The 24,296-nt window shown below is 70.8% G+C and carries 27 protein-coding genes; 15 read left to right on the top strand and 12 right to left on the bottom strand.

Going from position 1 to position 24,296, the window contains the following annotated elements; genetic code table 11:
* Positions 1 to 323: 323 nt before the first annotated feature.
* Positions 324 to 1,475 (bottom strand): class I SAM-dependent methyltransferase, encoded by a 1,152-nt coding sequence (locus RS86_RS07525; RefSeq protein ID WP_045271608.1) that lies wholly within the window; start codon positions 1,473 to 1,475, stop codon positions 324 to 326.
* Positions 1,476 to 1,903: 428 nt separating this feature from the next.
* Between RS86_RS07525 and RS86_RS07520 the strand changes: the two genes are divergently transcribed.
* A complete protein-coding gene (locus RS86_RS07520; protein ID WP_045271607.1) occupies positions 1,904 to 3,889 on the top strand; it encodes a DUF5107 domain-containing protein in 1,986 nt (661 codons plus the stop codon).
* 61 nt (positions 3,890 to 3,950) lie between these two features.
* On the opposite strand, the gene RS86_RS07515 is transcribed toward RS86_RS07520, so the two are convergent.
* Positions 3,951 to 4,286, bottom strand: coding sequence for an ArsR/SmtB family transcription factor (locus RS86_RS07515; RefSeq protein ID WP_045271606.1), 336 nt, complete (start codon positions 4,284 to 4,286; stop codon positions 3,951 to 3,953).
* Positions 4,287 to 4,302: 16 nt separating this feature from the next.
* Here RS86_RS07515 and RS86_RS07510 point away from each other — a divergent pair, with 16 nt between their 5' ends.
* Positions 4,303 to 4,797: an SRPBCC domain-containing protein gene (locus RS86_RS07510; protein WP_235281682.1), complete on the top strand. Its 495-nt coding sequence runs from the start codon at positions 4,303 to 4,305 to the stop codon at positions 4,795 to 4,797.
* A gap of 26 nt (positions 4,798 to 4,823) precedes the next feature.
* On the opposite strand, the gene RS86_RS20130 is transcribed toward RS86_RS07510, so the two are convergent.
* Positions 4,824 to 5,597, bottom strand: a complete 774-nt coding sequence (locus RS86_RS20130; RefSeq protein WP_082076654.1) for a M15 family metallopeptidase — start codon at positions 5,595 to 5,597, stop codon at positions 4,824 to 4,826.
* A gap of 86 nt (positions 5,598 to 5,683) precedes the next feature.
* Between RS86_RS20130 and RS86_RS07500 the strand changes: the two genes are divergently transcribed.
* Together RS86_RS07500 and RS86_RS07495 are read left to right on the top strand one after the other, a co-directional pair.
* Complete coding sequence (locus RS86_RS07500) at positions 5,684 to 6,436, top strand: response regulator transcription factor (protein WP_082076653.1); 753 nt, start codon at positions 5,684 to 5,686, stop codon at positions 6,434 to 6,436.
* Positions 6,429 to 7,598 (top strand): sensor histidine kinase, encoded by a 1,170-nt coding sequence (locus tag RS86_RS07495; protein WP_082076652.1) that lies wholly within the window; start codon positions 6,429 to 6,431, stop codon positions 7,596 to 7,598. Before RS86_RS07500 ends, RS86_RS07495 begins: the two co-directional genes overlap by 8 nt.
* A 9-nt stretch (positions 7,599 to 7,607) precedes the next feature.
* Here the strand turns inward: RS86_RS07495 and RS86_RS07490 are convergent, their stop codons facing one another.
* Positions 7,608 to 8,462 (bottom strand): helix-turn-helix transcriptional regulator, encoded by an 855-nt coding sequence (locus RS86_RS07490; protein ID WP_045271604.1) that lies wholly within the window; start codon positions 8,460 to 8,462, stop codon positions 7,608 to 7,610.
* 101 nt (positions 8,463 to 8,563) lie between these two features.
* Between RS86_RS07490 and RS86_RS07485 the strand changes: the two genes are divergently transcribed.
* Positions 8,564 to 9,325 carry an SDR family oxidoreductase gene (locus RS86_RS07485; RefSeq protein WP_045271603.1) on the top strand — a complete coding sequence of 254 codons (762 nt, stop codon included), beginning with the start codon at positions 8,564 to 8,566 and terminating at the stop codon, positions 9,323 to 9,325.
* 2 nt (positions 9,326 to 9,327) lie between these two features.
* On the opposite strand, the gene RS86_RS07480 is transcribed toward RS86_RS07485, so the two are convergent.
* Positions 9,328 to 9,564, bottom strand: a complete 237-nt coding sequence (locus RS86_RS07480) for a hypothetical protein (protein WP_045271602.1) — start codon at positions 9,562 to 9,564, stop codon at positions 9,328 to 9,330.
* A 631-nt stretch (positions 9,565 to 10,195) separates the two neighbouring features.
* On the opposite strand from RS86_RS07480, the gene RS86_RS07475 reads away from it, so the two are divergent.
* The 4 genes from RS86_RS07475 (at position 10,196) to RS86_RS07460 (ending at position 13,348) form a co-directional block, all read left to right on the top strand.
* Positions 10,196 to 10,591 (top strand): GntR family transcriptional regulator, encoded by a 396-nt coding sequence (locus RS86_RS07475; protein ID WP_045271601.1) that lies wholly within the window; start codon positions 10,196 to 10,198, stop codon positions 10,589 to 10,591.
* On the top strand, positions 10,588 to 11,511 hold the full coding sequence (locus RS86_RS07470; protein ID WP_045271600.1) for an ABC transporter ATP-binding protein: 924 nt from the start codon (positions 10,588 to 10,590) through the stop codon (positions 11,509 to 11,511). The genes RS86_RS07475 and RS86_RS07470 overlap by 4 nt, the downstream gene beginning before the upstream one ends.
* Entirely contained in the window at positions 11,511 to 12,197 is a 687-nt protein-coding gene (locus RS86_RS07465; RefSeq protein ID WP_045271599.1) for a hypothetical protein, read from the top strand. The genes RS86_RS07470 and RS86_RS07465 overlap by 1 nt, the downstream gene beginning before the upstream one ends.
* A 116-nt stretch (positions 12,198 to 12,313) precedes the next feature.
* Complete coding sequence (locus RS86_RS07460; RefSeq protein ID WP_200892765.1) at positions 12,314 to 13,348, top strand: nuclease-related domain-containing protein; 1,035 nt, start codon at positions 12,314 to 12,316, stop codon at positions 13,346 to 13,348.
* Positions 13,349 to 13,372: 24 nt separating this feature from the next.
* Here the strand turns inward: RS86_RS07460 and RS86_RS07455 are convergent, their stop codons facing one another.
* On the bottom strand, positions 13,373 to 13,615 hold the full coding sequence (locus RS86_RS07455; RefSeq protein ID WP_045271598.1) for a hypothetical protein: 243 nt from the start codon (positions 13,613 to 13,615) through the stop codon (positions 13,373 to 13,375).
* Between the two features lie 160 nt (positions 13,616 to 13,775).
* Here RS86_RS07455 and RS86_RS07450 point away from each other — a divergent pair, with 160 nt between their 5' ends.
* From RS86_RS07450 to RS86_RS07435, 4 genes are all read left to right on the top strand, one after another.
* Entirely contained in the window at positions 13,776 to 14,384 is a 609-nt protein-coding gene (locus tag RS86_RS07450) for a hypothetical protein (RefSeq protein ID WP_052680138.1), read from the top strand.
* A 123-nt stretch (positions 14,385 to 14,507) separates the two neighbouring features.
* Entirely contained in the window at positions 14,508 to 15,134 is a 627-nt protein-coding gene (locus tag RS86_RS07445) for a copper resistance CopC family protein (RefSeq protein ID WP_045271597.1), read from the top strand.
* Between the two features lie 13 nt (positions 15,135 to 15,147).
* Entirely contained in the window at positions 15,148 to 15,678 is a 531-nt protein-coding gene (locus RS86_RS07440) for a copper chaperone PCu(A)C (RefSeq protein WP_045271596.1), read from the top strand.
* Entirely contained in the window at positions 15,678 to 16,904 is a 1,227-nt protein-coding gene (locus tag RS86_RS07435; protein WP_045271595.1) for a Dyp-type peroxidase, read from the top strand. The genes RS86_RS07440 and RS86_RS07435 overlap by 1 nt, the downstream gene beginning before the upstream one ends.
* Before the next feature lie 42 nt (positions 16,905 to 16,946).
* Here the strand turns inward: RS86_RS07435 and RS86_RS07430 are convergent, their stop codons facing one another.
* The 5 genes from RS86_RS07430 to RS86_RS07410 all read right to left on the bottom strand — a co-directional run bounded on the left by RS86_RS07430 (position 16,947) and on the right by RS86_RS07410 (position 21,634).
* Positions 16,947 to 17,723 carry a DeoR/GlpR family DNA-binding transcription regulator gene (locus RS86_RS07430; protein WP_045271594.1) on the bottom strand — a complete coding sequence of 259 codons (777 nt, stop codon included), beginning with the start codon at positions 17,721 to 17,723 and terminating at the stop codon, positions 16,947 to 16,949.
* A 91-nt stretch (positions 17,724 to 17,814) separates the two neighbouring features.
* Positions 17,815 to 18,684, bottom strand: a complete 870-nt coding sequence (locus tag RS86_RS07425) for a class II fructose-bisphosphate aldolase (protein WP_045271593.1) — start codon at positions 18,682 to 18,684, stop codon at positions 17,815 to 17,817.
* Entirely contained in the window at positions 18,681 to 19,658 is a 978-nt protein-coding gene (locus tag RS86_RS07420) for a 1-phosphofructokinase family hexose kinase (protein WP_045271592.1), read from the bottom strand. The genes RS86_RS07425 and RS86_RS07420 overlap by 4 nt, the downstream gene beginning before the upstream one ends.
* Entirely contained in the window at positions 19,655 to 20,710 is a 1,056-nt protein-coding gene (locus RS86_RS07415; protein WP_082076651.1) for an ROK family protein, read from the bottom strand. The genes RS86_RS07420 and RS86_RS07415 overlap by 4 nt, the downstream gene beginning before the upstream one ends.
* Before the next feature lie 9 nt (positions 20,711 to 20,719).
* On the bottom strand, positions 20,720 to 21,634 hold the full coding sequence (locus tag RS86_RS07410) for an SIS domain-containing protein (RefSeq protein WP_045271591.1): 915 nt from the start codon (positions 21,632 to 21,634) through the stop codon (positions 20,720 to 20,722).
* A 190-nt stretch (positions 21,635 to 21,824) separates the two neighbouring features.
* On the opposite strand from RS86_RS07410, the gene RS86_RS07405 reads away from it, so the two are divergent.
* The gene (locus RS86_RS07405; protein ID WP_045271590.1) at positions 21,825 to 22,586 is read left to right on the top strand and encodes a histidine phosphatase family protein; all 762 of its coding nucleotides are present in this window, start codon (positions 21,825 to 21,827) and stop codon (positions 22,584 to 22,586) included.
* A gap of 22 nt (positions 22,587 to 22,608) precedes the next feature.
* On the opposite strand, the gene RS86_RS07400 is transcribed toward RS86_RS07405, so the two are convergent.
* On the bottom strand, positions 22,609 to 22,905 hold the full coding sequence (locus RS86_RS07400; RefSeq protein ID WP_045271589.1) for a chorismate mutase: 297 nt from the start codon (positions 22,903 to 22,905) through the stop codon (positions 22,609 to 22,611).
* A 148-nt stretch (positions 22,906 to 23,053) separates the two neighbouring features.
* On the opposite strand from RS86_RS07400, the gene RS86_RS07395 reads away from it, so the two are divergent.
* The gene (locus RS86_RS07395; protein ID WP_052680137.1) at positions 23,054 to 24,286 is read left to right on the top strand and encodes an AI-2E family transporter; all 1,233 of its coding nucleotides are present in this window, start codon (positions 23,054 to 23,056) and stop codon (positions 24,284 to 24,286) included.
* The last annotated feature ends 10 nt before the right edge of the window (positions 24,287 to 24,296 follow it).

The raw sequence follows: 24,296 nt of genomic DNA, 5'->3' as shown, positions 1-24,296 counted from the left end.
ATGATCACAGGGCCGTTTCGAAGGAAGCCATGCTGGCGGCGCAGGAGGAGGATTTCGGATCCTCAGCAGAGATCATCGACCGTACGCCCACGCCTCTTCGTGCACAGCAGAATCGAAAGAAGGACGCGGCCGCGGACTGGTCTTGGGCCGTCAGGCCCGCATTCCAACGTAACGAGAACCTGATCCCGTGGCAAATCCGAGGTCGATGACGTAGGGTGTGCGCGCTCGTTCGGGAGCTGGATCTGGGCTGGATCTGGGCTGGATCCGGGCTGATTCGGGGGCCTGTTCCCGGGCTGGTTCGAGGCTCGCGGCGTCGGGTTCGTTCAGCGGTGCACGGACCGCGTCACGGTGAACTTCGGCGTGCGCGCGAGCTGTTCCGTGTCACCGACGGCGGCGGCGAGCGCACGACGGTGGTCGAGGTGCGAGTTGAACACGGTCCAGACCTCTCCGCCGGGGCGGAGCATGCGCGCGGCCGCGTCGATGAGGCGGCGCCCGGCGCCCTCGTGCACGGTCGCGCCGAGGTGGAACGGCGGATTCAGCAGCACGAGGTCGACGGATCCGTCGGGGATCTCGGATCCGGAATCGTCGAGCGTCACGGTCACCCGATCGGCGACCCCGTTCGCGACCATCGTGGCGCGGGCCGAGCGCACGGCAGCAGCGGAACGGTCGGTCGCGATGATGCGGGCGTCGGGAACCGCGAGCGCGAGGGACGCCGCGAGTGCGCCCGTTCCGCAGCCCAGATCGACGGCGGTGAATCCCTCGCGCCCGGAGGGTGCGGTGAGTTCGGCGGCGCGGTCGTGCATCACGTCGAGCAGCACGCGGGTGCCGATGTCGATGCGGTCTCCGGCGAACGCCCCGCCGTGCGCGCACAGTGTGAGGCCGTATTCGGGATGCGTCGTCGACAACGGGAACGGCGGTTCCTGTGGCACGGGCAGCGGATCCGTCGCGACGATGAGGCGCGACTTCCGCTCCGCACGCTGCGGCTGCACCTGGCCGAAGTAGCGGGCGAGCAGGTCGTTCTGCGCCAGGGTCATGTGCTTCACGCGTCCGCCGGCGAGCAGCACGGCATCGGGCGCCGCGGCGCGCGCGACCGCGTCCGCGATCTCCTCGAGCTCGGCGAGACCCTTCGGAAGCTGCAGCAGCACGAGCCGCGCTCCGCGCAGCAGCTCGGCATCGAGCTCGTGCGGGACGAAGCGCGTGGCTCCGAGCTCGGCCGCGTTGCGAGCGAGCGCCCGGCGCCCGGTCACCAGATCCTGGTGCACGCGCACGCCGTCGAGGCCGGCCGCGGTCAGCGCCAGCGTGAGCGCGCCGTACCCGTCGCCGATGACCGCGATCGCGGATCCGTCGATCCCGCGCTCGGCCGCCAAGGTCAGCGCCCGTGCGACGAGCAGTTCGTCCGTCGCGTCCCACGCCTGAAGGTTCGGCGCCTCCACGTCGGGGAACCGACGCAGCCGCGCATACGGGAACTCGGGCACCCGCCCAGCGTACGCGCCCCCACGACCCCACCACCTTCGGGTCGTCCCCATGAGCGCACGCCAGGGGCTCCTCTGGCGGGGACGACCTGGAGGTGGGGTGTGGGCGGATCCGGGTCGTCCCTGTGAGCGCACGCCAGAGGCTCCGCTGGCGGGGACGACTCGGAGAGGCGCGGGCAGGCCGAGCCAGCGCCCCGACCTCCGGGGGCGGCGGGCCCACCTCTGGGTCGTCCCCATGAGCGCACGCTCTGGGCTCCGCTGACAGGGACGACTCGGAGGTGAGGGTGAGGGCGGATCCGGGTCGTCCCCGTGAGCGCACGCCAGGGGCTCCGCTGACAGGGACGACTCGGAGGTGGGGGTGAGACAAGGAAGGGCGGATCGGGGGGTGAGGGCTTCCGGGGGCATAGGCCGAGCGGGGATACTGGTCCACGATGAGCGCAACGTTGACCGTCACCCAGGTCGTCCTCCCCACCGCCCCTGTCGGATCCTCGAACCCCCTCCCCGCGATCGCGGCGATGCCGGTGGCGCCCTACCAGGCCACGACGGAGGGCCTTCCCGCCGAGATGGCGGCGAACATCCGGTACGGGCAGGTCACGTCGATCCATCCGTACCTGCTCCAGGACGGCTACGACCGCGAGCGCACACCCGCGCCGATGCGCGTCGCGGTGCTGGAGAACGAGCTGCTGCGGGCGGAGTTCGCCCTCGACCTCGGCGGGCGCCTCGTGCGCCTCTTCGACAAGACCACAGGGCGCGATCTCGTGTACCGCAACGCGATCCAGCAGCCGGCGAACCTGGCCCTCCGCGATGCCTGGTTCTCCGGCGGCGCGGAGTGGAACATCGGCATGCGCGGGCACTGGCCGCTGACCTGCTCCCCGCTGTACGCCGCCGAGATCACCGGCGCCGACGGAGAGCCGATCCTGCGGATGTGGGAGTACGAGCGCGTGCGCGGGCTGATCGTGCAGCTCGACGCGACGCTCGACGGCGCAGCGCTGCACGTGCGGGTTCGGGTGCGCAACCCCCGCGAGCGCGAGACCGGGATGTACTGGTGGACCAACATCGCCGTCGCGCAGAGCGAGGGCAGCCGGGTGTTCGCCCCGGCGACCCATGCGTACATGACCGGCTACGACGGCAGGCTCGGCCGGGTGGACCTGACGGAGACGGATCCGCGCCTCCCCGCATCCGCGCCCGCCGCCGCGGACTACTTCTTCGACCTCGCCCCTGGCCTCGCGGCGGACGCCGCCGGTGACGACGCCGCGCCGTCGCCCCGCCCCTGGATCGCCGCGGTCGACGCGGACGGATCCGGCCTCGCGCACGTCTCGACCGCGCGCCTGCTCGGCCGCAAGCTCTTCGTCTGGGGCGACACCCCTGGCGGACGGAACTGGTGCGACTGGCTCGGCGGCGAGACCGGCGCCTACTTCGAGATCCAGGCCGGGCTCGCCACCACGCAGTACGAGCACCTGCGCATGCCCGGGGGCGCGACGTGGGAGTGGACCGAGACGTTCCTGCCGCTGCAGCTCGTGGATCCGCGCCTCGACGGCGCCTGGACCGAGGACGTCGCGGCGGTCGGCGCCCAGGTGCTGCAGACGGCTGACGCGGCCGGATCCGCCGGCATCGCGCGGCTCGAAGCCGCCGCCGACACCGCTCCGGACGCGCTGCTCTCCGCCGGTTCGCCCTGGGGCGCGCTCGAGCAGCAGCTCGCCGCGCGGACGGGCTCGGCGTTCGAGCCTCTCGCCGGCGTGCGATTCGTCCGCGATGGCGAGGAGGGCGCCTACTGGGCAGGGCTCCTCGACGACGCTCTCAACGCGCCCGCAGGCACCATGGAGCCGGATCCGTCCGAGGCTCCCGCCTCCTACGTCACAGGCGACGAGTGGGATCACCTGCTCGCCGAGGCCCCCGCCACCTGGCTGACGCACTACCACCGCGCCGTCTCGGCCCACGCGCGGGGCGAGCACGGCACCGCGATCTCGCACTACGAGGCGTCGCTCCGCCATCGGCGCAACGCCTGGGCCCTGCGCGGACTCGCACTGGCACTGCGCGAGTCCGACGGCGGCGGCACCGCGGCGCAGGAGCAGGGCGTCGGCCGGCTCGCCGAGGCGCGCGAGCTGGCCCCCGACCTCGTCCCGCTCACCCTCGAACTCGCCGAGGCGCTGCTCGCCGACGGGCGCGCGGACGAGGTGCGCACCCTGCTCGGGACCCTGCCCGCGGAGACGCGCGAGCTCGGCCGGTTCCGCGTGGTGGAGATCCGCGCCGCCCTCGCCGCCGGAGACCGGGAGACGGCGGGCCGGATCCTCGAGGGCCGCTTCGAGGTGCCCAACCTCCGCGAGGGCGAGCTGAGCATGTCCGCGCTGTGGCACGAGGCCTTCCCCGACCGCCCCGTGCCGGCCTGGTACGACTTCGAGATGGCCCCGGAGAGCTGAGGATCCGACCTAGGGGACAGACGTTCGGGGTGCGCGCCCGGCCAGAATCCCGACCCCGGCGTCAGCCCCGGTCGAGATCCCGGTCGAGGTCGTCCAGCAGCTGGACGGCAGCCGCGGCGTAGGCCCCGATCCAGCGATCGTGGATCCGCTTGATGGGCAGCGGAGCGAGAGTGAGGTGCCGCTCCCTGCCCTCGCGGCGCCCGATCACGAGTTCGGCGCGCTCGAGCACTTTCAGATGCTGCAGCACCGTGGTGCGGTCGAGCTCGGGGAAGCACGCGCAGAGCTCGCCCGTGGTTCGCGGCGCCTCGCGCAGGGCATCGAGCATCCTCCGCCGGACGGGGGCGGCGAGTGCCTTGAAGACGAGATCGTCGTCGCCGGCTCCCCTCTCCGCATTCATGTTGTAACCTTACAACATGTCTCAGATCGAAGTCACTGCGGACATGGCTCCGCTCAGCGAATTGTCCTTCTCCGTCTCGGGCCGCGTCTCCCGACCGCCTGCGGAGGTCTACGAGGCCGTGGCCGATCCGGCGCAACTCTCGCGCTACTTCACCACCGGCGGCGCTCAGGGCCGTCTCGAGCCCGACGCCGATGTCAGCTGGGACTTCGCCGACTTCCCCGGCCGCTTCCCGGTCGTCGTGATCGAGGCCAAGGCGCCGGAGCGCATCGTGATCGAGTGGGCGGCGGCTCCCGGCAGCAACGACACCGGCACCACGCGCACGGTGTTCGAGTTCGCCCCGATCGACGACGGCGCGCGCACGCTCGTCACGATCACCGAGTCGACCTGGCGGGCGACCGCGGGCGGCGCGAAGAGCGCCTTCGGCAACTGCGAAGGGTGGACCGGCATGCTCGCGGCTCTCAAAGCCTGGATCGAGCACGGCATCAACCTGCGCGACGGCTTCTACAAATAGAGCGCCTGGTCAGGCCGCACCGCCGCTCACCCGCGCATGCGGGGATCCTCGGTCGGATCGCGGAACATCGGCGGGCAGCCCTGGTCGATCGCGGAGGGGCTCAGTTCGAAGTGCCAGGCCTCGTTGTCGTACGTGCGGCAGAGCCCGAACTGCGCACCGTGACGGTTCAGCCAGTCCGCGGAGTCGTACGGACCGATGTCGACCGCCTGGCCCTTGACGTGCAGCGACGTCTCCGGCGTGCCCACCCAGCGCGCCGCCTCCGCCTCGGATCCGTAGGTGCGCACGGCGTCGCGCAGGAGCCACGCCTGATACGCCTTCGAGCGCCAGCCGCTCGCCACGCGCAGCTCGAGTCCGTCCCCCTCGGCCGCGGCGAGCGCCTGCCTGAGAGCCTCGCGCAGTCCGGGATCCAGGTTCGCCACGGCCGGCACCGAGTCCGACAGCGACACGGAGTCGCCGTCGGCGAGGTAGCCGTCCTCGGCGGTCGGCGTCCCGCCGCTGCGTGCCGAGGCGGATCCATCGCCCCCTCCCGCCGTGACCGCACCCGTACTCGGATAGTCCGGCCGCGACGCGACGACGGCCGTGATCACCGCGGCCGCGGTGCCGGCTCCCAGCGTGGCGAGCACCGTCAGCGTCACGACGATCCGGAACAGTCGCGGGCGTCGCAGGGACTTCCGCGGCTGCACCTGCTGCGGGCCGGGAGTCAGCGCCGCGGTGGGTGCGCCGTCGTCGTGCGGATCCCGATGCAGGATCCGGTCCGGCGCGGATCCTGGTCGGAGCGGAGCAGAGGTGTTCGTGTCCATGCCTCCACCCCATCGAGTCGGACGTTGCCCGGCCGTACGCGATTTCGCATACGCCAGCGATATGCCGGTGTGCTTAGGCTTCTGGCATGCGAGTGCTGATCGTGGAGGACGAACCCGCCCTGGCCGGAGCGGTCCGTGATGGGCTGCGTCTCGCGGCGATCGCCGCGGACACCGCCGGAGACGGGCACGTCGCCCTGGAGATGCTGGACATCAACGCCTATGACGTGGCGGTGCTCGACCGGGACATCCCCGGTCCCAGCGGCGATGCCATCGCGCAGGCGATCGTCGCCTCCGGATCCGGACTGCCCATCCTCATGCTCACGGCCGCCGATCGCCTGGACGACAAGGCGAGCGGCTTCGAGCTCGGCGCCGACGACTACCTGACCAAGCCGTTCGAGATGCGCGAGCTGATCCTGCGGATCAGGGCCCTGGCGCGACGCGCCCCACGGTCGACGCCGCCCGTGCACGAGCTGGCGGGGATCCGGCTCGACCCGTTCCGCCGCGAGGTCTACCGCGATGGGCGCTACGTCGCCCTGACCCGCAAGCAGTTCGCCGTGCTGCAGGTGCTCGTCGAGGCCGGCGGCGGAGTGATCAGCGCGGAGGAGCTGCTCGAACGCGCCTGGGACGAGAACGCGGATCCGTTCACGAACGCGGTGCGCATCACGGTGTCGTCGCTGCGCAAGAGGCTCGGCGAGCCCTGGGTGATCCTCACGGTGCCGGGCGTCGGCTACCGGATCGGTACCGAGGGAATCGACGCCGAAGGGATCAGCGGCGAGAGCGACGAGACCGCAGACGAGACCACGGACGCGACGACGCCGGGACGGACGGGGAATGCCTGACGCGCCGCCGAGCCCCGCGGTTCCGCCGGCCCCAACGGTTCCGCCGAGTCCCGCGCTCCCCCTGCGTCCCGCCAGGGCCGTCGGGCTGTCCGTGCGCTGGCGTCTCACGCTCAGCTATGTGGCGCTCGTCGCCGTGGCCGGCGCCGTGCTGCTCGGCGTCGTCGCGCTGTGGTTGCTGCGCTACGTGCCCGACGGGACGGTCTACAACACCGATCCGATCGACGGCACGAGTTGGGCGCCGAACCGCACGGACATCATCCGCGCGTTCGTGCCGCCGGCCACCTGGGCGCTCCTCGGGCTCATCGCGCTCGGCGTGCTCGGCGGCTGGCTCCTCGCCGGCCGGGTGCTTCGCCCCCTCACGGTGATCGGCACGACCGCGCAGGCGGTGCGCGACGGCGACCTCGACGCGCGGATCGCGCTGCCGGGCCGCGATGACGAGTTCCGCCGCCTGGCCGACGTGTTCGACGGCATGCTCGACCGGATCCAGCACGACATGGAGCGCGAGCGCCGGTTCGCGGCGAGCGCGTCGCATGAGCTGCGCACGCCGCTCGCGATCACCCGCGCCCTGCTCGACGTCGCCGAGGCGGATCCGGATCCGGACGTCCCGCAGCTGCTCGTGCGCCTCCGCGCGGCGAACGAGCGTGCGATCGCGCTCACCGAGGCGCTCCTGCTGCTCACCCGGCTGGACGCGCGCCCGCCGGCACGCACCCCGGTCGACCTCTCGCTCGCCGCGGAGGGTGCCGTCGAACTGCTGCACGACGTCGCGGCCTCCCACGATGTACGTCTCGACGTGGTCGGCGATCCGGTCATCGTGCACGGGGACGCGGCGCTGCTCGACCAGCTCGCCCTGAACCTCGTGCAGAACGCGCTCGTGCACAACCTGCACTCCGGCGGATCCGCGTCCGTGCGCACGGTCAGCCTCGGCGGCCAGGGCGCGCTCGTCGTGGAGAACACCGGAGAGCGGCTCGACCCCGCGGTGGTCGCGACCCTCGTCGAGCCGTTCCAGCGCGGCGCCGGCCGCACGCGTGATGGTGGGCACGGCGGATCCGGCCTTGGTCTGGCGATCGCGGGCTCGATCGTCGAGGTGCTGGGCGGATCCCTCGTCCTGACCGCACGGCCGGAGGGCGGCCTGCGCGTCGAGGCGACCTTCCCGCTCTCCTGAGACAGCGGGTCAGCGCTGTTCGGCCGCCGCCTCGAACCGCTGCGCGCCGATCACGGACAGCAGCTGGAGCTTGTGCCAGCCGTCCGTGCGCGGCGGCGCCGTGAGCACGAGCAGGGCCTGCGACTGGTCCTCGGTGAAGAGCGCCTGGCAGTCGAGCTCGATCGGTCCGAGTTCGGGGTGCACCAGGGTCTTGTGATCCTCGAAGCGGACGGCGACCTCGTGCCGTTCCCAGAGCTCGGCGAACTCGGGGCTCTCCGCCTGCAGCGCGCGCACGAGTTCGCCCGCCCGTGATCCGGCCCCCATCGCGCCGTACGCGGCGCGCAGCCCCGCGACCTGCGCACGGGCGTGCCGCACGTGGTCCTCCTCCGGATACACCGACCGGGCGGCGGGATCCGTGAACCAGCGATAGACGTCGCTGCGGGCGAGCCCTGTGCGCTCGGACGGATCGCCGAGCAGGGCCTGCGCCATCCGGTTGGCCACGAGCGTCTCGCCGAGGTTCGACAGGACGAGCGCCGGGGTGTCGTCGAGGCGATCGAGCACTCTGAGCAGGGCCGGCGCGACGTGCGGCAGCGCGCTGTGCCGATCGGGCGCCGAGTGCCCCGCGGTGCGGAACAGGTAGTCGCGTTCGTCGGCGGTGAGCCGCAGCGCACGGGCGAGGGCGGCGAGCATCTGCTCGCTCGGCTGCGGTCCGCGCCGCTGCTCCAGGCGCGTGTAGTAGTCGACGGACATGCCGGTGAGCTGGGCGACCTCCTCGCGGCGGAGCCCCTGCGCCCGACGGCGCGCACCCTCATGCATGCCTACGTCGCCGGGACGCAGCGCCTCCCTGCGACGGCGCAGGAAGTCGGCCAGGGCGATGCGGTCCATGGATCCATTGTCCGGCGTCGGGGGATCCGCAACCAGGGATCGCGGATCCCCCGATCACCCGGTCTCTTATCGTCGGATCGGATCCCGCCGAGCCTGGAGTCATGAACATCTCCGGAAACACCGTCTTCATCCCCGGCGCGACGAGCGGGATCGGCCTCGCCCTCGCGCTGCGCCTGCAGTCCGCGGGCAACACCGTGATCATCGGCGGTCGACGCGCCGAGCTCCTCGCGCGGCTCGCGTCCGAGCACGGCTTCGGCACCGTGCGCATCGACACCGCCGATCCCGAGAGCATCCGCACGGCCGCCGCCGAGGTCGTCTCGTCGTACCCCGAGCTCGACGTGCTCATCGCGATGGCGGGCATCATGCGGGTCGAGGACTGGCGTGGCGACGGCTTCCTCGCCGACGCCGAGGAGATCGTGACGACCAACCTGCTCGGCCCGATCCGGCTCATCGCGGCGCTCATCGAGCATCTGCAGAGCCGCCCCTCCGCGACGATCGTCACGGTCTCGAGCGGGCTCGCGCACACCCCGCTGCGCGTCACGCCGACCTACAACGCGACCAAGGCCGCGATCCACATGCTGTCGGAGTCGATCCGGCTGCAGCTCGACGGCACGAGCGTCTCGGTGCTCGAGCTCGTTCCGCCCGCCGTCGCAACCGAGCTCATGCCCGGCCAGAGCGAGAGCCCGTTCGCGATGCCGCTCGACGACTTCGTGGACGAGACGATGGCCCTCATCGCGGCGCAGCCCGACGCGCACGAGATCCTCGTGGAGAACGTGAAGCTGCTCCGTTTCGGCGAGGTGCGCGGCGACTACGCGCAGACCGTCGCGACCCTGAACCGGCTGGACCCGCACGGCGACGCCTGAGATCACCCCAATCCGAGGGAACGCCCGAGCGCTGCGACCGACGGCCCGAAGGTGTTCGCGATGAGAGACCCGGCCCCGGCGATGCCGATCACCACGATGACGGCACCGATCAGCTGAACGCCGATCATCGCGGCGACCGACGCGATCGACGCGCCGAGCGTTCCCCCATCCCATTCATCGTCGTGTTCGAGCTCGAGAAGATCAGTGCCTTCGTGCCTGATTCGCGCCGCGCTACCCAAGTCGCGCCACCGCGAGCACGAGAATCCCCAGTCCGATGAGGATCAGGGCGAAGAGGAACATGCTCCAGATCGGTGCTCCGGCGGATTCATCGAGGAGCCAATGGCGATGGAAAGGAGCGCTCCCTCTGCTCCCTCCGCGACTGTCGCTGCGCTTCCCGCTCACGAGTGGTTCTCCTTCATCTTGATACCGCGCGTATCGCCTCATCAGACGACTCCGAAGCTCCGCGTCTGCGGGATTCAGTGCGGCCGGAACCCTGTCCGGCCGCACCTCGCCCGCTCCACGAACAATGGAGACGACCGCTGGGTGACGACCCCGCCCCACAGCCGGCGGGCGAACACGACGATGGGAATCGACAGGCCGAGATCAGGGGTCTCGACCCGCGAACGCCGTGCACCTGAGAGACGACAGAGCCCTCATCCGATGACGCCACTCGCGCTCCAGATGACCGATCGGTCGTGAATCGCTAGTCGCGATGTCGCAACACAGCGGTTCCGGGATCCCGCGGGACCCTGCTCATCCGCCCGGCCGAGCAGGTGCATCTCGCCGGCGACGCGAGCAGCACTTGACACTTCGCAGGTTCAATGGTTAGTTAGTCGAGTAACTAACCGACTCACCGCTGCGAGGACATCCGTGATCGACGAAGGCCGTCCGCTCTTCCTCCAGATCGCCGAGGCGATCGAGGACTCCATCGTCGACGGCTCGCTCTCCGAAGACACGCAGGCTCCGTCCACGAACGAGCTCGCCGCCTTCTACCGGATCAACCCCGCGACCGCCGCAAAGGGAGTGGCCATGCTCACCGACAAGGGAGTGCTCATCAAGCGCCGCGGCATCGGCATGTTCGTCGCCGTCGGCGCCCGCGACATCCTGCTCCGCGAACGCCGCACCGTGTTCGCGGACCGTTTCATCGATCCGCTCCTCGCCGAGGCCCGCACGCTCGGGCTCGACGCCGAGGACCTCGCCGCACTCCTGCGCGAACGCGCCGACGGGGCCGCATCGACCGCACTCACCGAAGGGAACCGCGCATGACCGCCGTCATCGAGGTGTCGAACCTCGCCAAGCGCTACCGCGACAAGCTCGCACTCGACCACGTCTCGTTCGAGATCGAGGCCGACACCATCTACGGTCTGCTCGGCCGCAACGGCGCCGGCAAGACCACCCTCATGTCGATCCTCACCGCACAGAACTTCGCCACCTCGGGCGAGGTGCGCCTGTTCGGCGAGGACCCGTACGAGAACGCGCACGTGCTGAGTCGCGTGTGCTTCGTGCGGGAGAGCCAGAAGTACCCCGACGATGCGGCGCCGATCCACGCGCTCGGCGCGGCCCGGCTGTTCTTCCCGAACTGGAACCAGGAACTCGCCGACCGGCTGGTCGCCGAGTTCCAGCTGCCGATGAAGCGCCGGATCAAGAAGCTGTCCCGCGGGCAGCTCTCCGCCGTCGGCGTGATCATCGGCCTCGCCTCACGGGCGGAGATCACCTTCTTCGACGAGCCCTACCTCGGGCTCGACGCGGTCGCCCGGCAGATCTTCTACGACCGGCTCCTCGAGGACTATGTCGAGCACCCGCGCACGATCATCCTGTCCTCGCACCTGATCGACGAGGTCGCGAACCTCATCGAGCGCGTGCTCGTGATCGACGACGGGCGCATCCTCCTCGACGAGGAGACCGACGCTGTGCGCGAGCGCGCCTCGACCGTGGTCGGCGATGCCGCCGCCGTGGACGACTGGACCGCGGGCAGGGAGATCCTGCATCGCGAGTCGCTCGGCAGGGTCGCCTCCGTCACCGTGCTCGGCCGTCTCACCGCGGCCGATCGCGCGGCCGTGCTCGACGCCGGCCTCGATCTCGCCCCGGTGTCGCTGCAGCAGCTCATCGTGCGGCTCACCCAGCGCGAGCAGGGCGGATCCGCGACCGCGGACGCCGCAGGATCCCTCACGAAGGAGGTGCGCTGATGTCCCGGATCCTCAACGTGGTCAGGCTTCAGCTGGTCAACAAGATGACCTGGGTGTGGATCCCGCTGATCATCCTCGTCGCGGCGAGCGCCCTGTCGATCGTGATCTTCGCGATGATCCCGGTCGACGGACCGAAGTACAGCGGCGCCGGCCAGGCTCCCCTCTGGTACTTCTTCGCTCTCGGCCTGCAGGCGCTCACCCTGACCTTCCCGTTCTCGCAGGCGCTGAGCGTGACCCGGCGCGATTTCTTCCTCGGGACCCTCTCGACGGCGGTCCTCGGATCCGCGGCGTTGTCCGCCGTGTTCCTGCTGGGCGGGTGGATCGAGGATGCGACGAACGGCTGGGGCGCGAACGGCTTCCTGTTCCGCGTGCCGTGGATGTGGCAGGCGGGCCCGCTGACCGTCTGGCTGTCGTACTTCGCGCTCGGGCTGCTGCTGTTCCTGCTCGGCTTCACGGGCGCGACGATCTACAAGCGCGCCGGCACTCTGGCCATCACACTCGTCGGAGTCGGAGCCGGGCTCGTCCTGGTCGGTCTCGCGTTTCTCGTCACCCGGTTCGGGCTGTGGCGGCAGGTCGGCGAGGGATTCGCCACGATGGGCGTGCTCGGGCTGGCGCTGTGGGGCCTGGTCGCGGTCGCCCTGCTCGCGGGGATCTCGTATCTGGTGCTGCGTCGCGCGACGCCGTGAGCGCAGGGGCGTGGAGCGGATCGCGCATCGCCGCCTTCGCTCCACGCCCCTCGTCGTGAACTGGTTGTCGTGAACTGGCTCTGCCATCCGCCCTCCGCCGTGGCTACGCTCCAGGCATGACGACTCAGGATCCGTCAGCGAAGCGGATGCGGCTGCGCTATGCAGGCCATTGCCGGGTCTGCGGAACGGCCCTGCCCGCCGGCACCGAAGCGGTGTACGAGCCGGACGCCAAGACCGTGTGCTGCCTCGCTTGTCAGGAAGCGTCGAAGGCGCCGGACGGACCTGCCGTCGTCGGCCAGGAACGCGCGGGTGAAGAGCCGCTGCCTGCGGTCCCCGAAGTTCCCCCAGATCCGCCGATCGGCGCGAGCGCGGTCCTCCCCGATGCGCTGCGATTCCGCGCCCCTGGCTCCGCCGTGATCGCGGAGACGTTGCGCGTGCAGTCGGCGACGCCTCCGAGGACCAGGGTGCAGCGGCTGTTCGGAAGGACGCCGCTCTCGCCAGATGCCCAGAGCTGGTACCTCGGCGCGATCGGAGAACTCGAGGTCGGCAGGATCCTCGACCGACTCGGCCCCGAATGGCACGTGCTGCATGCCGTGCCGGTCGGGAAGCGGGGCAGCGACATCGACCATGTGGTGATCGGTCCCGGCGGCGTCTTCACGATCAACACCAAGCACCACGACGGCGCGAAGATCTGGGTCGGCGGGCATCGCGTCCTCGTGAACGGACAGCGCACCGACCACCTGCGCAATGCGGACTTCGAGGCGACGCGCGCCGCGAAGATTCTCGGCGAGGCGACACATCAGACAGTCGAGGGGACGCCGATCCTCGCGATCGTCGGCGCGAAGAGCATCCAGATCAAGGAGAAGCCGCCGCGCGTCGAGGTGCTGCGCGCAGACTCACTGGTGCGGCGGCTGGAGCGAGCCCCGCGGATCTTGACGCCGGAGGCCGTCACGGCGCTGGTCCGGGTGGCCGTCCTCCCCGCGACTTGGGGCTCGTCGCCACCCCCAGAAGCCGACCTCACGGCGTTCGCGACGCTGCGCGCCGAAGTCGTGTCGGCGTTGCGGCACCGGCAGGCGTGGGCCGCGGGCGGGATCCTCGCTGTCATGGCTGCGCTCATCACGCCGGGAGCGATGATGCTGCTGCCCCGCTGACCGTCTGGCGAGAGCACACCCCTGTCAGGAGCGCCAGAACCGCTCGGCGAGCGTCGCGACTTCCCTGTCGAGCGTCGAGAACTTCACGTCCATCGTGTCGAACCGCGCGTTCATCTCCACGCGAAGGCTTTCGATCCGGCTGTCGGCGGCGTCGGACTTCGCGGAGATCGTGCGCGTGAGCAGCGTCGTCATGAGCGTCATGCCTCCGAGCATGACCGCCGCGAACACCCCGATCAGCGTCCACACCTGCGGCTCCGTCATGATCATGCCCCCATTCTGGCTCGCAGCATCCACGTTGTCACGACCATGCCTCAGGTGGTGAGCGCCTTCTGCAATCTGTGCAGAACTCCGGTTTCCGGCGGGCGGTGAGGGACGAGCCACGGATCGGGTCGGACGGGAGTTCCGGCACTCGTGACAGACTGGGTGCGTGTTCGCGTCCCGGAAGCCTGCGGTCATCCGCGGCTTTGCGGCCGCGACGCTCTCGATCTTCATCGCCCTGGCCGGTCACATCACGGGCGGCGGCGAGATGCCCGGCCCGCTCGGGCTGCTCGTGCCCTGGCTGCTGTCGCTCATGGTGTGCGTCCTGCTCGCCGGGCGGAAGCTCTCGCTGATCCGCCTCGGGCTGTCGGTGGGAGCGAGCCAGCTTCTGTTCCACACGCTCTTCGTGCTCGGCACGATCACGCCGTCCAAGACGCCGAGGCCGCATGTGCACGGGATGCCGCAGGCGCTGCCCGAGGCATCGGGAGTCCTCCCGGAAGTGGTGGCCGCGGACGGGAGCATGTGGGTCGGTCACGCGGTCGCCGCAGCGGTGACGATCGCCGCACTGCACTGGGGCGAGCGGCTCGTCCTCGCGATCCGCGATCTGGCCGCACAGGCCGTGCGCTGGCTGCACCGGCGCGCCGTCGCGGTCGTCGTCGCCCCGTCGCCCGAGACGAAGCCCGCCCTGTGGGGTGCGTTCGACATCGTGCGCCCTGCGGATGCCCCTCACCTGGCGACGCTGCGCGGGCGCGCGCCGCCTGTTCTCTCCGCGATCTGATCCGAACCGCGCTGGCGCGACGTCTTCGTCGTGCAGTGCGTCCTGCCCGCGCGCGGTCTCGCGCGCGGCGATCTGAACGTAGGAACGACGCCGTATCGGCGTCCATCGAGAGGTCCTTGACTCATGTCCCCTTTCCGCAGGTATGCGGCGGGGCTGGCGTTGGCGTCCGTCGTCGTGCTCACGACGGCGTCACCCGCGTCCGCCCATGACCAGCTGGTCTCGAGTACTCCTGGCGCCGGCGAGCAGCTCACCGTCGCGCCGACGAGCATCTCGATGACCTTCTCCGGCGATCTCCTCGCGCTCGATGACACGGGGCTCGGCGCCGTGGTGCTCGTGGTCGACGACTCCGACACGAACTGGGCGACCGGAAAGGCCGAAGTCGTCGGGAACATCGTGACCGCCGAGCTGAAGCCGGGTATGCCTGTCGCCGGATATCAGGTGCGGTGGCAGGTCGTGTCCGCGGATGGGCACCCGATCGCGGGAGTCGTCCCGTTCACGGTCGGCGACGCCGATCCCCTGACCGCGGGAACCACCGCCGGCAAGGGAAGCGCGTCGGCACGTCCGGAGATCAGGACCAATACGTCAGATCAGATCGCAGACGAATCCGGCGGCGCCCTGCGGGTGCTGCTCATCGGCGGAGCCGGGGCAGCGATCGCTGCACTCGGTTTCGTCCTGTTCCGTTTCCTTCGCCGTCCTCGGACGGCAGCCGCGACGCCGGACACCGGCGAGCCCGCGGCAGATGATCTGTAAAGGCACGACAACCATGAACACCACTGCCAACACCGCCACCAGGCTTGCCCGCCTCACCGTGCTCGCCGCTGTCTCGCTGCTCGCGCTGACGGGGTGCGCCGCACCCGCACCGGCCACGTCCGCACCCGCGGGCGATGTCGTCACCATCGAGAACGCCTGGGTGAAGTCGGCCGAGGACGGCATGTCCGCAACATTTGGAACTCTCGCGAACAGCAGCGGCGACGATGTCACGGTCGTCTCCGTCGCCTCGGATGCGTCGAACATGCTCCAGCTGCATGAGACGGTCGCGAACGATTCGGGCGAGATGGTCATGCGGGAGATCGAGGGCGGCTTCGTCATCCCTGCGCACGGCGAGCTCGCTCTCGAGCCGGGCGCGAACCACATCATGCTGATGGATCTCACCGCACCGCTGAAAGCCGGGGCTGAGGCCAGCTTCACGCTCACGTTCTCCGATCGCTCGACGTACACCTTCACGGCACCCGTGAAGGACTACTCGGGGGCGAACGAGAACTACGACGACGGCCACAAGGGCGCGGGTCACTGATGCCCGCGCCCGCTGAGGGCGCCCGCACCCGTCGCACCGGGTCGACCCGGCGGCAGTTCCTCCTCGGAGGGGCTGTCGCCGGGGCCGGCGCGGTCGCCGCGGTCGGCGTGGACCTCGCCCTCAACCGCCGGCAGGAGACGCCCGTCACCCCGGCAGCGCCCATGAACGGCGAGAACACCGTGCCGTTCTTCGGCGTGCATCAGGCCGGCGTCGACACCGACGCCCAGGCGCACGGGGTGTTCGTCGCGCTCGACCTCCACGGCGATGTCGACCGGGTGGCGCTCACCCGTCTGCTGCGGATCCTGACCGACGATGCGGCCCGGCTCACCCAGGGGAAGCCCGCCTTGGCGGATTCCGAACCGGAGCTGTCGCACGCGCCCGCGCGTCTGACGGTCACCTTCGGGTTCGGGCCCGGCCTGGTGGCGCGAGCGAGCGGATCCGGTCCGGCATGGCTGAGCCCGCTGCCCGCCTTCCGCGTGGATCAGCTGCGTCCGGAATTCTCCGACGGCGACCTGCTGCTGCAGATCGCCGGAGACGATCCCCTCACGGTCGCCCATGCCACCCGGATGCTGCTGAAAGACGCCCGCGGTTTCGCGGACGTGCGCTGGACCCAGCAGGGGTTCCGGCGCGCGTACGGCACCGAGCGACCCGGCACCACGATGCGCAACCTGTTCGGTCAGGTCGATGGGACCACGAATCCCCGGCCGGGGACAGACGACTTCGACGAGGTCGTCTGGACCACGGACGGCTGGCTCGCGGGTGGCACCGGAATGGTCGTGCGCCGCATCCGGATGGATCTCGACAAGTGGGATCGCCTGGACCGCTCCGGCCGCGACGCGAGCGTCGGGCGCACTCTCGCGAACGGGGCGCCGCTCACCGGAACCGACGAGTTCGACGAGCCGGACTTCGAGGCGAAGACATCCATCGGATTCCCCGTCATCCCGCAGTTCGCGCACATGCGGCGGGCTCGCGGCGACGGATCCGAACGCATCTTCCGCCGCGCCTACAACTACGACGAACGGCCGACCGGGACTCAGGTCTCCGATTCGGGCCTCATCTTCGTCTCGTTCCAGGCCGACATCGAGCGGCAGTTCACGCCCATGCAGCGTCGCCTCGACGAGCTCGACCTCCTCAACGAATGGACGACGCCCATCGGATCCGCCGTCTTCGCCGTTCCGCCAGGGTGCGCCGAAGACGGATTCATCGGCGACACCCTTCTCACGTGAGAGCGCCTGGATCCCGGGTCGGATCCAGGTCCGGGATCCAGGTCAGTCCGCCAGGACCACGTCGAAGCCGGCTTCGGTGAGCGAGCGGCGGTCCGCAGGTGCGAGGCCGTCGTCGGTCAGGAGAGTGGGGAAGAGATCCGCGCCGCCGACCGCGGCGAACGCCGAGGCGCCGATCTTCGACGAGTCGGCGACGATCACCGCACGTCGCGCGCGGCTCGCCATCAGGCGGTTCACGGCCGCTTCGCGCTCGTCGTGCGTGCTCGCCATGCCCTCCGCGGACACGGCGTTCACGCCGATGAACGCGATGTCGAGCGCGATGCCCGCGAGCAGCTGCTCGACGAACGGGCCCACGAGCTCGTAGCTGCGGGAGTGGATCACCCCGCCGGTCACCACGACCTTGATGTCGGGGCGCGTGGCGAGCTGGGCGGCGATGTTCACGGCGTTCGTCACCACGGTGAGCCCCTGGTCGGCGAGGTCCTCCCTGGCCGCGAGGGCCGCCGCGATCGCCGTCGTGGTGGTGCCGCCGGAGAGGCCCACCACCGACCCGGGCGCGACCAGCGCCGACGCCGCCTGCGCGATGCGCTCCTTCTGCGAGGTGCGCTGATGGCTCTTGTACCGGATCGGCAGCTCGTACGCGACCGACTGCGCCACCGCCCCGCCGTGGGTGCGCGTGAGCAGCCGCCGTTCGGACAGGCTGTCCAGGTCGCGGCGGATCGTGGCGGCAGATGCGTCGAAACGCTCCGCGAGCTCCTCGACCGACACGTCCCCCCGCACGGCGAGCAGGTCGAGGATGGCCGTCAGCCGGTTCGCCCTGTTCACCCGGCGACTCCGAATCTCTCGTTCGAAGCGCGCGAATCGCTGTATTCCGGGCGAAGATCGGGCAAAGTGCGCGCTTCGAAACCGAACCCCGTCACGACTGGTCCGATCCGGCGAACAGGCGCAGCAGGCGCGCGGCCTCGCCGGCCACGGCATCGCGGGCGGGGGCGAGGTACTTCCGGGAGTCGACGAGGCGCGGATCCGCTTCCAACTTCTCCCGGATCGCGCGGGTGAAGAAGCCGTTCAGGTGCGTGGAGACGTTGATCTTCGTCATGCCCGCGCGCACCGCCGCCGCGATCGCATCATCCGGCACCCCGCTGGATCCGTGCAGCACGAGCGGCACGTCGACGCCGTCCTCGCCCGCGCCGCGCAGGGCCTCGCGGAGGCGCGCGATGAGATCGAGGTCGAGTGCCGCGGTGCGGTCGGTCATCGCGTGCGAGGATCCGACGGCCACGGCGAGGGCGTCGACGCCGGTCTCCGCGACGAAGGCCCGAGCCTCCTGCGGATCCGTGCGGACGCCCGGCGCGTGCGCGCCGTCCTTGCCGCCGACCTCGCCGAGCTCGCCCTCCACGTACACCTCGGCGGCGTGGGCCCGCTCGACGACCTGCGCGGTGAGCGCGACGTTCTCGGCGTAGTCGAGCGCGCCGCCGTCGAACATCACGGAGCCGAAGCCCAGCGCGATGGCCTCGTCCACGAGCTCGGGACGCTCGGCGTGGTCGAGGTGCACGGCGACCGGGGTCTCGGCGCGCCGGGCGACCGCGAGGGTGGCGAGCGCGATCGGCTCGAGGCCGCCGTGGTAGTCGGCGCAGTTCTGCGAGATCTGCAGGATCACAGGCAGCTCGGCCTGCGCGGACGCGGCGACCAGCGCCTCGGCCGTCTCCAGGTGGATCACGTTGAAGGCGCCGACGCCGGTGCCGTGGCGGGCCGCGTCGTGCACGAGGTCGCGGGCGGAGACGAGGGTCATCGGGGTGTCCTTTCGGTGGACGGTCGGCTCAGCGCCATCAGAGACGGGCTGTCGATGAGCAGGGCGGATTCGAGGTCGGGCCACGACGGGTGGATCTCGCCCGCGAGGGGCATCAGCACCGCGGCGGCCGACCACGCCGTCGCACGGCGCAGCAGCACGGTCGGATCCTTCTCGCCCTGCGCCATCAGCACGGCGCAGGCGGCGACCGCGGCATCGCCCGCGCCGGTCGGGTTGCCGGCGAGGGGGTGGGGCAGTCGGGCGCGGACGACCTCGTCCGCGGTGACCGCGAGCATCCCGTCCGCCCCGCGGGAGAGCAGGACCAGCGATGCTCCGCGGTGCAGCAGTTCGCACGCCCCTGCGATGGGATCCGCGATACCGGTGGCCTCCGCGAGCTCGGCCGCATTGGGTTTGAGCACGGTCGCCCCGGCGTCGGCGGCGGCCAGCAGTGCCGGCCCCGACGTGTCGGCGATCACGATCGCGCCGGCGTCCCGGCCGATGCGGATGAGCGTCGGCAGCAGGTCGTCGGGAGCGCCCGGCGGGAGGGATCCGGAGAGGACGAGGACGGGCTTCGTCGCCTTCGTGGCCGGAGCATCCAGCGCACGCACCACGGCGGCCTTCAGCGCCTCCCACTCCTGCGTCGTCGGGTTGATGCCGCGCTCGTTGACGATCGTGGTGTCGCCGAGGTGCTCGTCGACCAGGGCCACGCTGCGACGGGTCGCCCCCTGTACCGGGACGAGCTCGTGCGGAACAGGCGAGGAGGCCAGTTCGGCGGCGAACTCGACGCCCGTCGCCCCGCCCGAAGTCGCGAGCGCGAGGACGGAGGCGCCCTGCGCGTGCGCCACCCGGGCGACGTTCAGGCCCTTGCCGCCCGCGCGGGCGATGCCGGCGTCGGCGCGATGAGTCTCGCCCTGCACGATCCGATCGACGTGCCAGGTGAGATCCAGGGCGGGATTCGGCGTGACGGTGACGATCATCCGAGACTCCTCGCGCGCAGCGCCGCACCCAGGATCCCGGCGTTGCCCAGCAGCTGCGCGGGCACAAGCTCCGGGATGCGGTGGAAGCTGAGGCGCGCCCTCAGGCGCGCGCGGAGCTCGTCGAACAGTACGCCGCCCGCGCGCGACAGCCCGCCACCGATCACGATGGCCTGCGGCGCGACGACCGCGGTGAGCTGCGCGAGCGACAGGGCGAGCGCGTCGAGCGCCTCGTTCCAGACCTCGACGGCGGCCTCATCGCCCTCGGCGGCGAGCGCGATGACCTCCTTCGCGCCCTCGACGGCGATCCCGCTGCGCGCGATGTAGCGGCGGGCGATCGCGCCTGCGGACGCGATGGCCTCGAGGCAGCCGCGCGCACCGCACGGGCACAGCGGCTCGTCCGCGACCGGGGAATGGCCGACCTCGCCGGCGTAGCCGCCCGACGTGAAGGGCTCGCCGCCCAGCAGCAGCGCCCCGGCGATCCCGGTGCCGATGATCAGCACGATCGAGTTCGGGTACGGGCGCGCGCCGCCGAGCACGTGCTCGGCCCAGCCGCCCGTGCGGACATCGTGGTCGAACGCGACAGGAAGCCCGAACGCCTCCTCCGCGAGTGCGCGGATCGGCGCGTCCCGCCAGCCCATGTTGCTGGCGAAGACGCCGACACCGGCGACCTCGTCCACGATGCCGGGGACGACCAGTCCAACCGCGACCGGATCCACGCCTGGATGCTCCTCGCGCAGCTGCGCGCCGAGCTCGACCAGCCGGGCGATCAGCCGCTCTGGAAGGTCCGCCCCCGGATCCGGCGTCGGGGTGCGGCGCAGCCCGAGCATGACGCCCTCGGCGTCGAACAGGGCCGACTTGATGTCGGTGCCACCCACGTCGAACGCGAGCACGGGCGCACCCGCGCCGAGCTCGGCCGCCGATCCCGGATCCTGACGCGGGACGAGGGGGTCCCCCGAGGCATCGGTGATCACGTCGGGCACGGCACGGGCGGCCTCTGCCGCCTCGTGCGTGCGGGCGTCGTCCACGGTGGCGTCGCCGGAGGGGATCGTCATCGCCGGCTCTCAGTCCTCGAGGATGACCGAACGGGTGAGGTTGCGCGGCTCATCGGGGTTGAGACCCTTCGCCAGCGCGCGGTCGAGCGCCACACGGTGCAGGCGGACGAGATCGGCCATCGGGTCGATCGCGTGCTGCACCCAGCGCCCGCCGGTCGCGGCGACCTGGGCGTCCAGGCCCTCGGGCGCGGCGCCGAACTGCCAGGTGATGCGGCCGGGGGCGGCGATGGCGATCGGGCCGTGTCGGTAGTCCATGGAGGGGTACGACTCGGTCCACGACTGCGACGACTCGCGCATCTTCAGAGCCGCCTCGTGCGCGAGACCGATCGTCCAGCCGCGGCCGAGGAATGTGTACTGCTCGGCGCCCGCGAGGGTCGGATCCACGTCGGCGAGCGCGGTGCGGGCGTCGGCGATGGCGGCGGTGAGGTCTTCGCCGAGCGAGGCGCGGAACAGCGCGAGCGCGGTGGTCGCGAAGCGGGTCTGCACGACGGACTGCTCGTCGGCGAACGGCAGCAGGATCGCGTCGTCGACCATGCCCACGAGCGGGGAGGTCACGTCGCCGATGACGCCGATGACGCGCGCCGAGGATCCGGATCCCTTGAGCTCGTCGACGAGCTCGAGCACCTCGGTGGTCGTTCCGGAGCGGGTCAGGGCGACGACGGCGTCGTAGCCGCGATCCATGAACGCCTCGCTCGCGGCGTAGGCGTCGGTGATGCCGAAGCCCGCGCGTTCGCGCAGCGCGGCGTAGGACTGGGCCATGAACCACGAAGTGCCGCAGCCGATCACGGCGACGCGCTGGCCCTTCGCCGGGAGCAGCGCCTGCTCCGCCGTCATGCCGGCTGCGCGCTCCCACATCTCGGGCTGCGAGTCGAGCTCGGCGCGCATGTGGGCGCCGGGGGCGAGATTCTCGTTCGGGTCGGTCATGCGTCCTCCTCGGCGGGCTCCGGTCGACGTCGATTGCGTGACCATGCTCGATCTTACGGTAAAACACGCACTTTCTGTCACTTGATCTGGAAACAGCTCCGCGCGCGAAACATGAACAGCACTAGGCTTTCGCCAGCTCGAAACCTTAACGACATATGGGTTTCGGAGACCATCCATCGAAGGAGATGACATGCCCGATCTGTCCCGCCGCACCGCCCTGCTCTCGCTCGGCGGCGCCGCCCTCACCGGAACGCTCGCTCTGGCCGGAGCCGCTCCCGCGGTCGCCGCGCCGACCGCGCAGCCCAACCGCACGATCACCGTGTACCTCGTCCGCCACGGCAAGACCTGGCTGAATCAGGCCGGCCGGATCCAGGGCTGGTCGGATTCGCCGCTCGCCGAGGCGGGGGTTGCGATCGCCGAGACCGTCGGCCGCAACCTCGCCGCGAAGATCGGCGGATTCGATGCCGCCTACTCCGCCGACATGATGCGCCACTTCCAGACCGCGAGCGGCATCCTCTCGGCCGCGGGCTCTTCGCTCGCCCCGACGCGGATCGCCGGCCTCCGCGAGGTCGCCTACGGCGGCTGGGAGGGCGAGAAGCAGTCGACCGCGTTCCCGCAGCTCGCTGCCGCCGGGCCTCTCGACACCCTCGCGCACATCATCGACGCCTTCGTCGCGAGCAACCCCGACAAGACCCTGCCCACCGAGACCTGGGCACAGGTCTCCGCGCGGATGAATGCCGCACTCACCACCGCGGCAACCGACCGCCGTCTGCCTATGCGGTACGGCGGCAGCATCCTCGCGGTCTCGAGCGGCATGTCGATCACGTGCCTGCTGGAGTCCCTCGGCGCGACCGTCGACGGCGCCATCGAGAACGGAGCGGTCAGCACGCTCCGCTACGCGCGCGGATCCTGGACCGTGCAGTCCGTGAACGACACGAGCTACGCGGGCTGATCCCGCCTGTCGGGCCGCCGGGTCAGCGGGACTCGGCGGCCTCGGTGTGGTGCCGGATGACCTCCGCGACGACGAAGTTGAACCACTTCTCCGCGAACTCCGGATCCAGGTGCGCCTCCTCCGCGAGGGCGCGCAGACGCGCGACCTGCTGCTCCTCGCGACCGGGATCCGAGGCGGGCATGTCGTGCTCGGCCTTGAGCACGCCGACCTGCTGCGTACAGCGAAACCGCTCGGCGAGCATGAAGATGAGGGCGGCGTCGATGTTGTCGATGCTGGCGCGCAGTCGCAGCAGTTCGGTGCGGGGATCGGGGGCGGACATCGGGGCTCCTCACCGGGCGGCGGACGTGCGATCCCTCCGACGATAACCCGTTCCGCCCCGACTCGGATCCGCCGTGACGGGTCCAGGAACCTCGGAAGCGCGGGACCGGCACCCCCGGGCGCGCGCACCCCTCCCCTAAAGTGAAGCCATGACCAGCGACGACTCCGGGCTCGACAACAGCGCAGTCGCAGAGGCCGAGGACGGCGAACGCGCCGTCACGACGGCCCAGGCCGACACCATCGTGGCCGACGACGCCGAGGGCGACTACACGCCCCGCCCTGTCGTCGAGCCTGGCACGCCGCGCGGCTCGTTCTGGACCCGGATCGACCGCCCGTTCGCGTTCGGTTTCCTCGTCACCCTGGGTGGTCTCGCGGCGATCCTCCTCGGGCTCGCCCTGACGAGCCTGTCGACGGTGCTCATCTACATCGCGTTCGCACTGTTCGCCGCACTCGGCCTCGATCCGGCCGTCCGGTGGCTGGAGCGGCGCGGAGCTTCGCGGGCGTGGTCGGTCGTGATCGTGATCGTCGGGTTCGCGCTCGCGCTCGTGCTCGTCATCCTCGCGATCGTCCCGGTCGTGGTCACGCAGATCGCGGAGTTCGTCAAGTCGATCCCGGCGACGATCCAGGAGTTCCTGCACAGCGATCTGTACCGCTGGATCCAGGGGCAGTTCGGCGGCGGCGTGAGCGACCTCATGAGCGAGGTGCAGAAGTTCCTCAGCGACCCGAACAAGCTCATGCAGCTCGGCGGCGGCGCGCTGCAGGTCGGCAACGCGGCGCTGCAGGTCGGCGCGGCGATCGCGACCGGCATCTCCGGCGCCCTCATCGTCATCGTCCTCACGCTGTACTTCCTCGCCACGCTGCCCTCGATGAAGAGCGGCCTGCTGCAGCTCGCGCCCGCGCGCGACCGCAAGAACGTCTCGCGGATCACCACCCAGATCACCGATTCGGTCGGCGGGTACGTGATGGGCATGGTGGTGCTCGCACTCATCAACGCGGCCCTCGTCTTCGTGCTCTACCTCGTGCTCGGACTGCCTTTCCCGCCCCTGATGGCGACCGTGGCCTTCCTCATCACGATGATCCCGCTGGTCGGCCCGATCCTGTTCTGGATCATCGGCACCGGCATCGCGCTGTTCAGCTCCCCGCTGATGGCTCTGATCTTCGCGCTCATCTACCTCGTCTACATGCAGGTGGAGGCGTACGTCATCACCCCGCGCGTGATGAACAGGGCGATCTCGATCCCCGGATCCCTCGTCGTGATCGGTGCCCTCGTCGGCGGCACGCTGCTCGGTCTGCTCGGCGCGCTCATCGCCGTCCCGGTGACCGCGTCGATCCTGATCATCGTCAAGCAGGTCTGGATTCCCCGGCAGAACGCCCGCGTCTGATCGACTCGCG

Origin of the sequence: Microbacterium azadirachtae, from assembly GCF_000956505.1 — a bacterium.
GTDB lineage: Bacteria > Actinomycetota > Actinomycetes > Actinomycetales > Microbacteriaceae > Microbacterium > Microbacterium azadirachtae_A.
This window is presented reverse-complemented; position numbering and strand designations above follow the sequence as displayed.

Bases quoted from the DNA above. Each gene is read 5' to 3' on its own strand.
- RS86_RS07495 (WP_082076652.1), top strand. From the start codon at position 6,429: ATGCCTGACGCGCCGCCGAGCCCCGCGGTTCCGCCGGCCCCAACGGTT.
- RS86_RS07515 (WP_045271606.1), bottom strand. From the start codon at position 4,286: ATGAATGCGGAGAGGGGAGCCGGCGACGACGATCTCGTCTTCAAGGCA.
- RS86_RS07405 (WP_045271590.1), top strand. From the start codon at position 21,825: ATGCCCGATCTGTCCCGCCGCACCGCCCTGCTCTCGCTCGGCGGCGCC.
- RS86_RS07520 (WP_045271607.1), top strand. From the start codon at position 1,904: ATGAGCGCAACGTTGACCGTCACCCAGGTCGTCCTCCCCACCGCCCCT.
- RS86_RS07470 (WP_045271600.1), top strand. From the start codon at position 10,588: ATGACCGCCGTCATCGAGGTGTCGAACCTCGCCAAGCGCTACCGCGAC.
- RS86_RS07465 (WP_045271599.1), top strand. From the start codon at position 11,511: ATGTCCCGGATCCTCAACGTGGTCAGGCTTCAGCTGGTCAACAAGATG.
- RS86_RS07460 (WP_200892765.1), top strand. From the start codon at position 12,314: ATGACGACTCAGGATCCGTCAGCGAAGCGGATGCGGCTGCGCTATGCA.
- RS86_RS07445 (WP_045271597.1), top strand. From the start codon at position 14,508: ATGTCCCCTTTCCGCAGGTATGCGGCGGGGCTGGCGTTGGCGTCCGTC.
- RS86_RS07415 (WP_082076651.1), bottom strand. From the start codon at position 20,710: ATGACGATCCCCTCCGGCGACGCCACCGTGGACGACGCCCGCACGCAC.
- RS86_RS07395 (WP_052680137.1), top strand. From the start codon at position 23,054: ATGACCAGCGACGACTCCGGGCTCGACAACAGCGCAGTCGCAGAGGCC.
- RS86_RS07400 (WP_045271589.1), bottom strand. From the start codon at position 22,905: ATGTCCGCCCCCGATCCCCGCACCGAACTGCTGCGACTGCGCGCCAGC.
- RS86_RS07490 (WP_045271604.1), bottom strand. From the start codon at position 8,462: ATGGACCGCATCGCCCTGGCCGACTTCCTGCGCCGTCGCAGGGAGGCG.
- RS86_RS07440 (WP_045271596.1), top strand. From the start codon at position 15,148: ATGAACACCACTGCCAACACCGCCACCAGGCTTGCCCGCCTCACCGTG.
- RS86_RS07410 (WP_045271591.1), bottom strand. From the start codon at position 21,634: ATGACCGACCCGAACGAGAATCTCGCCCCCGGCGCCCACATGCGCGCC.
- RS86_RS07425 (WP_045271593.1), bottom strand. From the start codon at position 18,684: ATGACCCTCGTCTCCGCCCGCGACCTCGTGCACGACGCGGCCCGCCAC.
- RS86_RS07435 (WP_045271595.1), top strand. From the start codon at position 15,678: ATGCCCGCGCCCGCTGAGGGCGCCCGCACCCGTCGCACCGGGTCGACC.
- RS86_RS07455 (WP_045271598.1), bottom strand. From the start codon at position 13,615: ATGATCATGACGGAGCCGCAGGTGTGGACGCTGATCGGGGTGTTCGCG.
- RS86_RS20130 (WP_082076654.1), bottom strand. From the start codon at position 5,597: ATGGACACGAACACCTCTGCTCCGCTCCGACCAGGATCCGCGCCGGAC.
- RS86_RS07500 (WP_082076653.1), top strand. From the start codon at position 5,684: ATGCGAGTGCTGATCGTGGAGGACGAACCCGCCCTGGCCGGAGCGGTC.
- RS86_RS07510 (WP_235281682.1), top strand. From the start codon at position 4,303: ATGTCTCAGATCGAAGTCACTGCGGACATGGCTCCGCTCAGCGAATTG.
- RS86_RS07485 (WP_045271603.1), top strand. From the start codon at position 8,564: ATGAACATCTCCGGAAACACCGTCTTCATCCCCGGCGCGACGAGCGGG.
- RS86_RS07420 (WP_045271592.1), bottom strand. From the start codon at position 19,658: ATGATCGTCACCGTCACGCCGAATCCCGCCCTGGATCTCACCTGGCAC.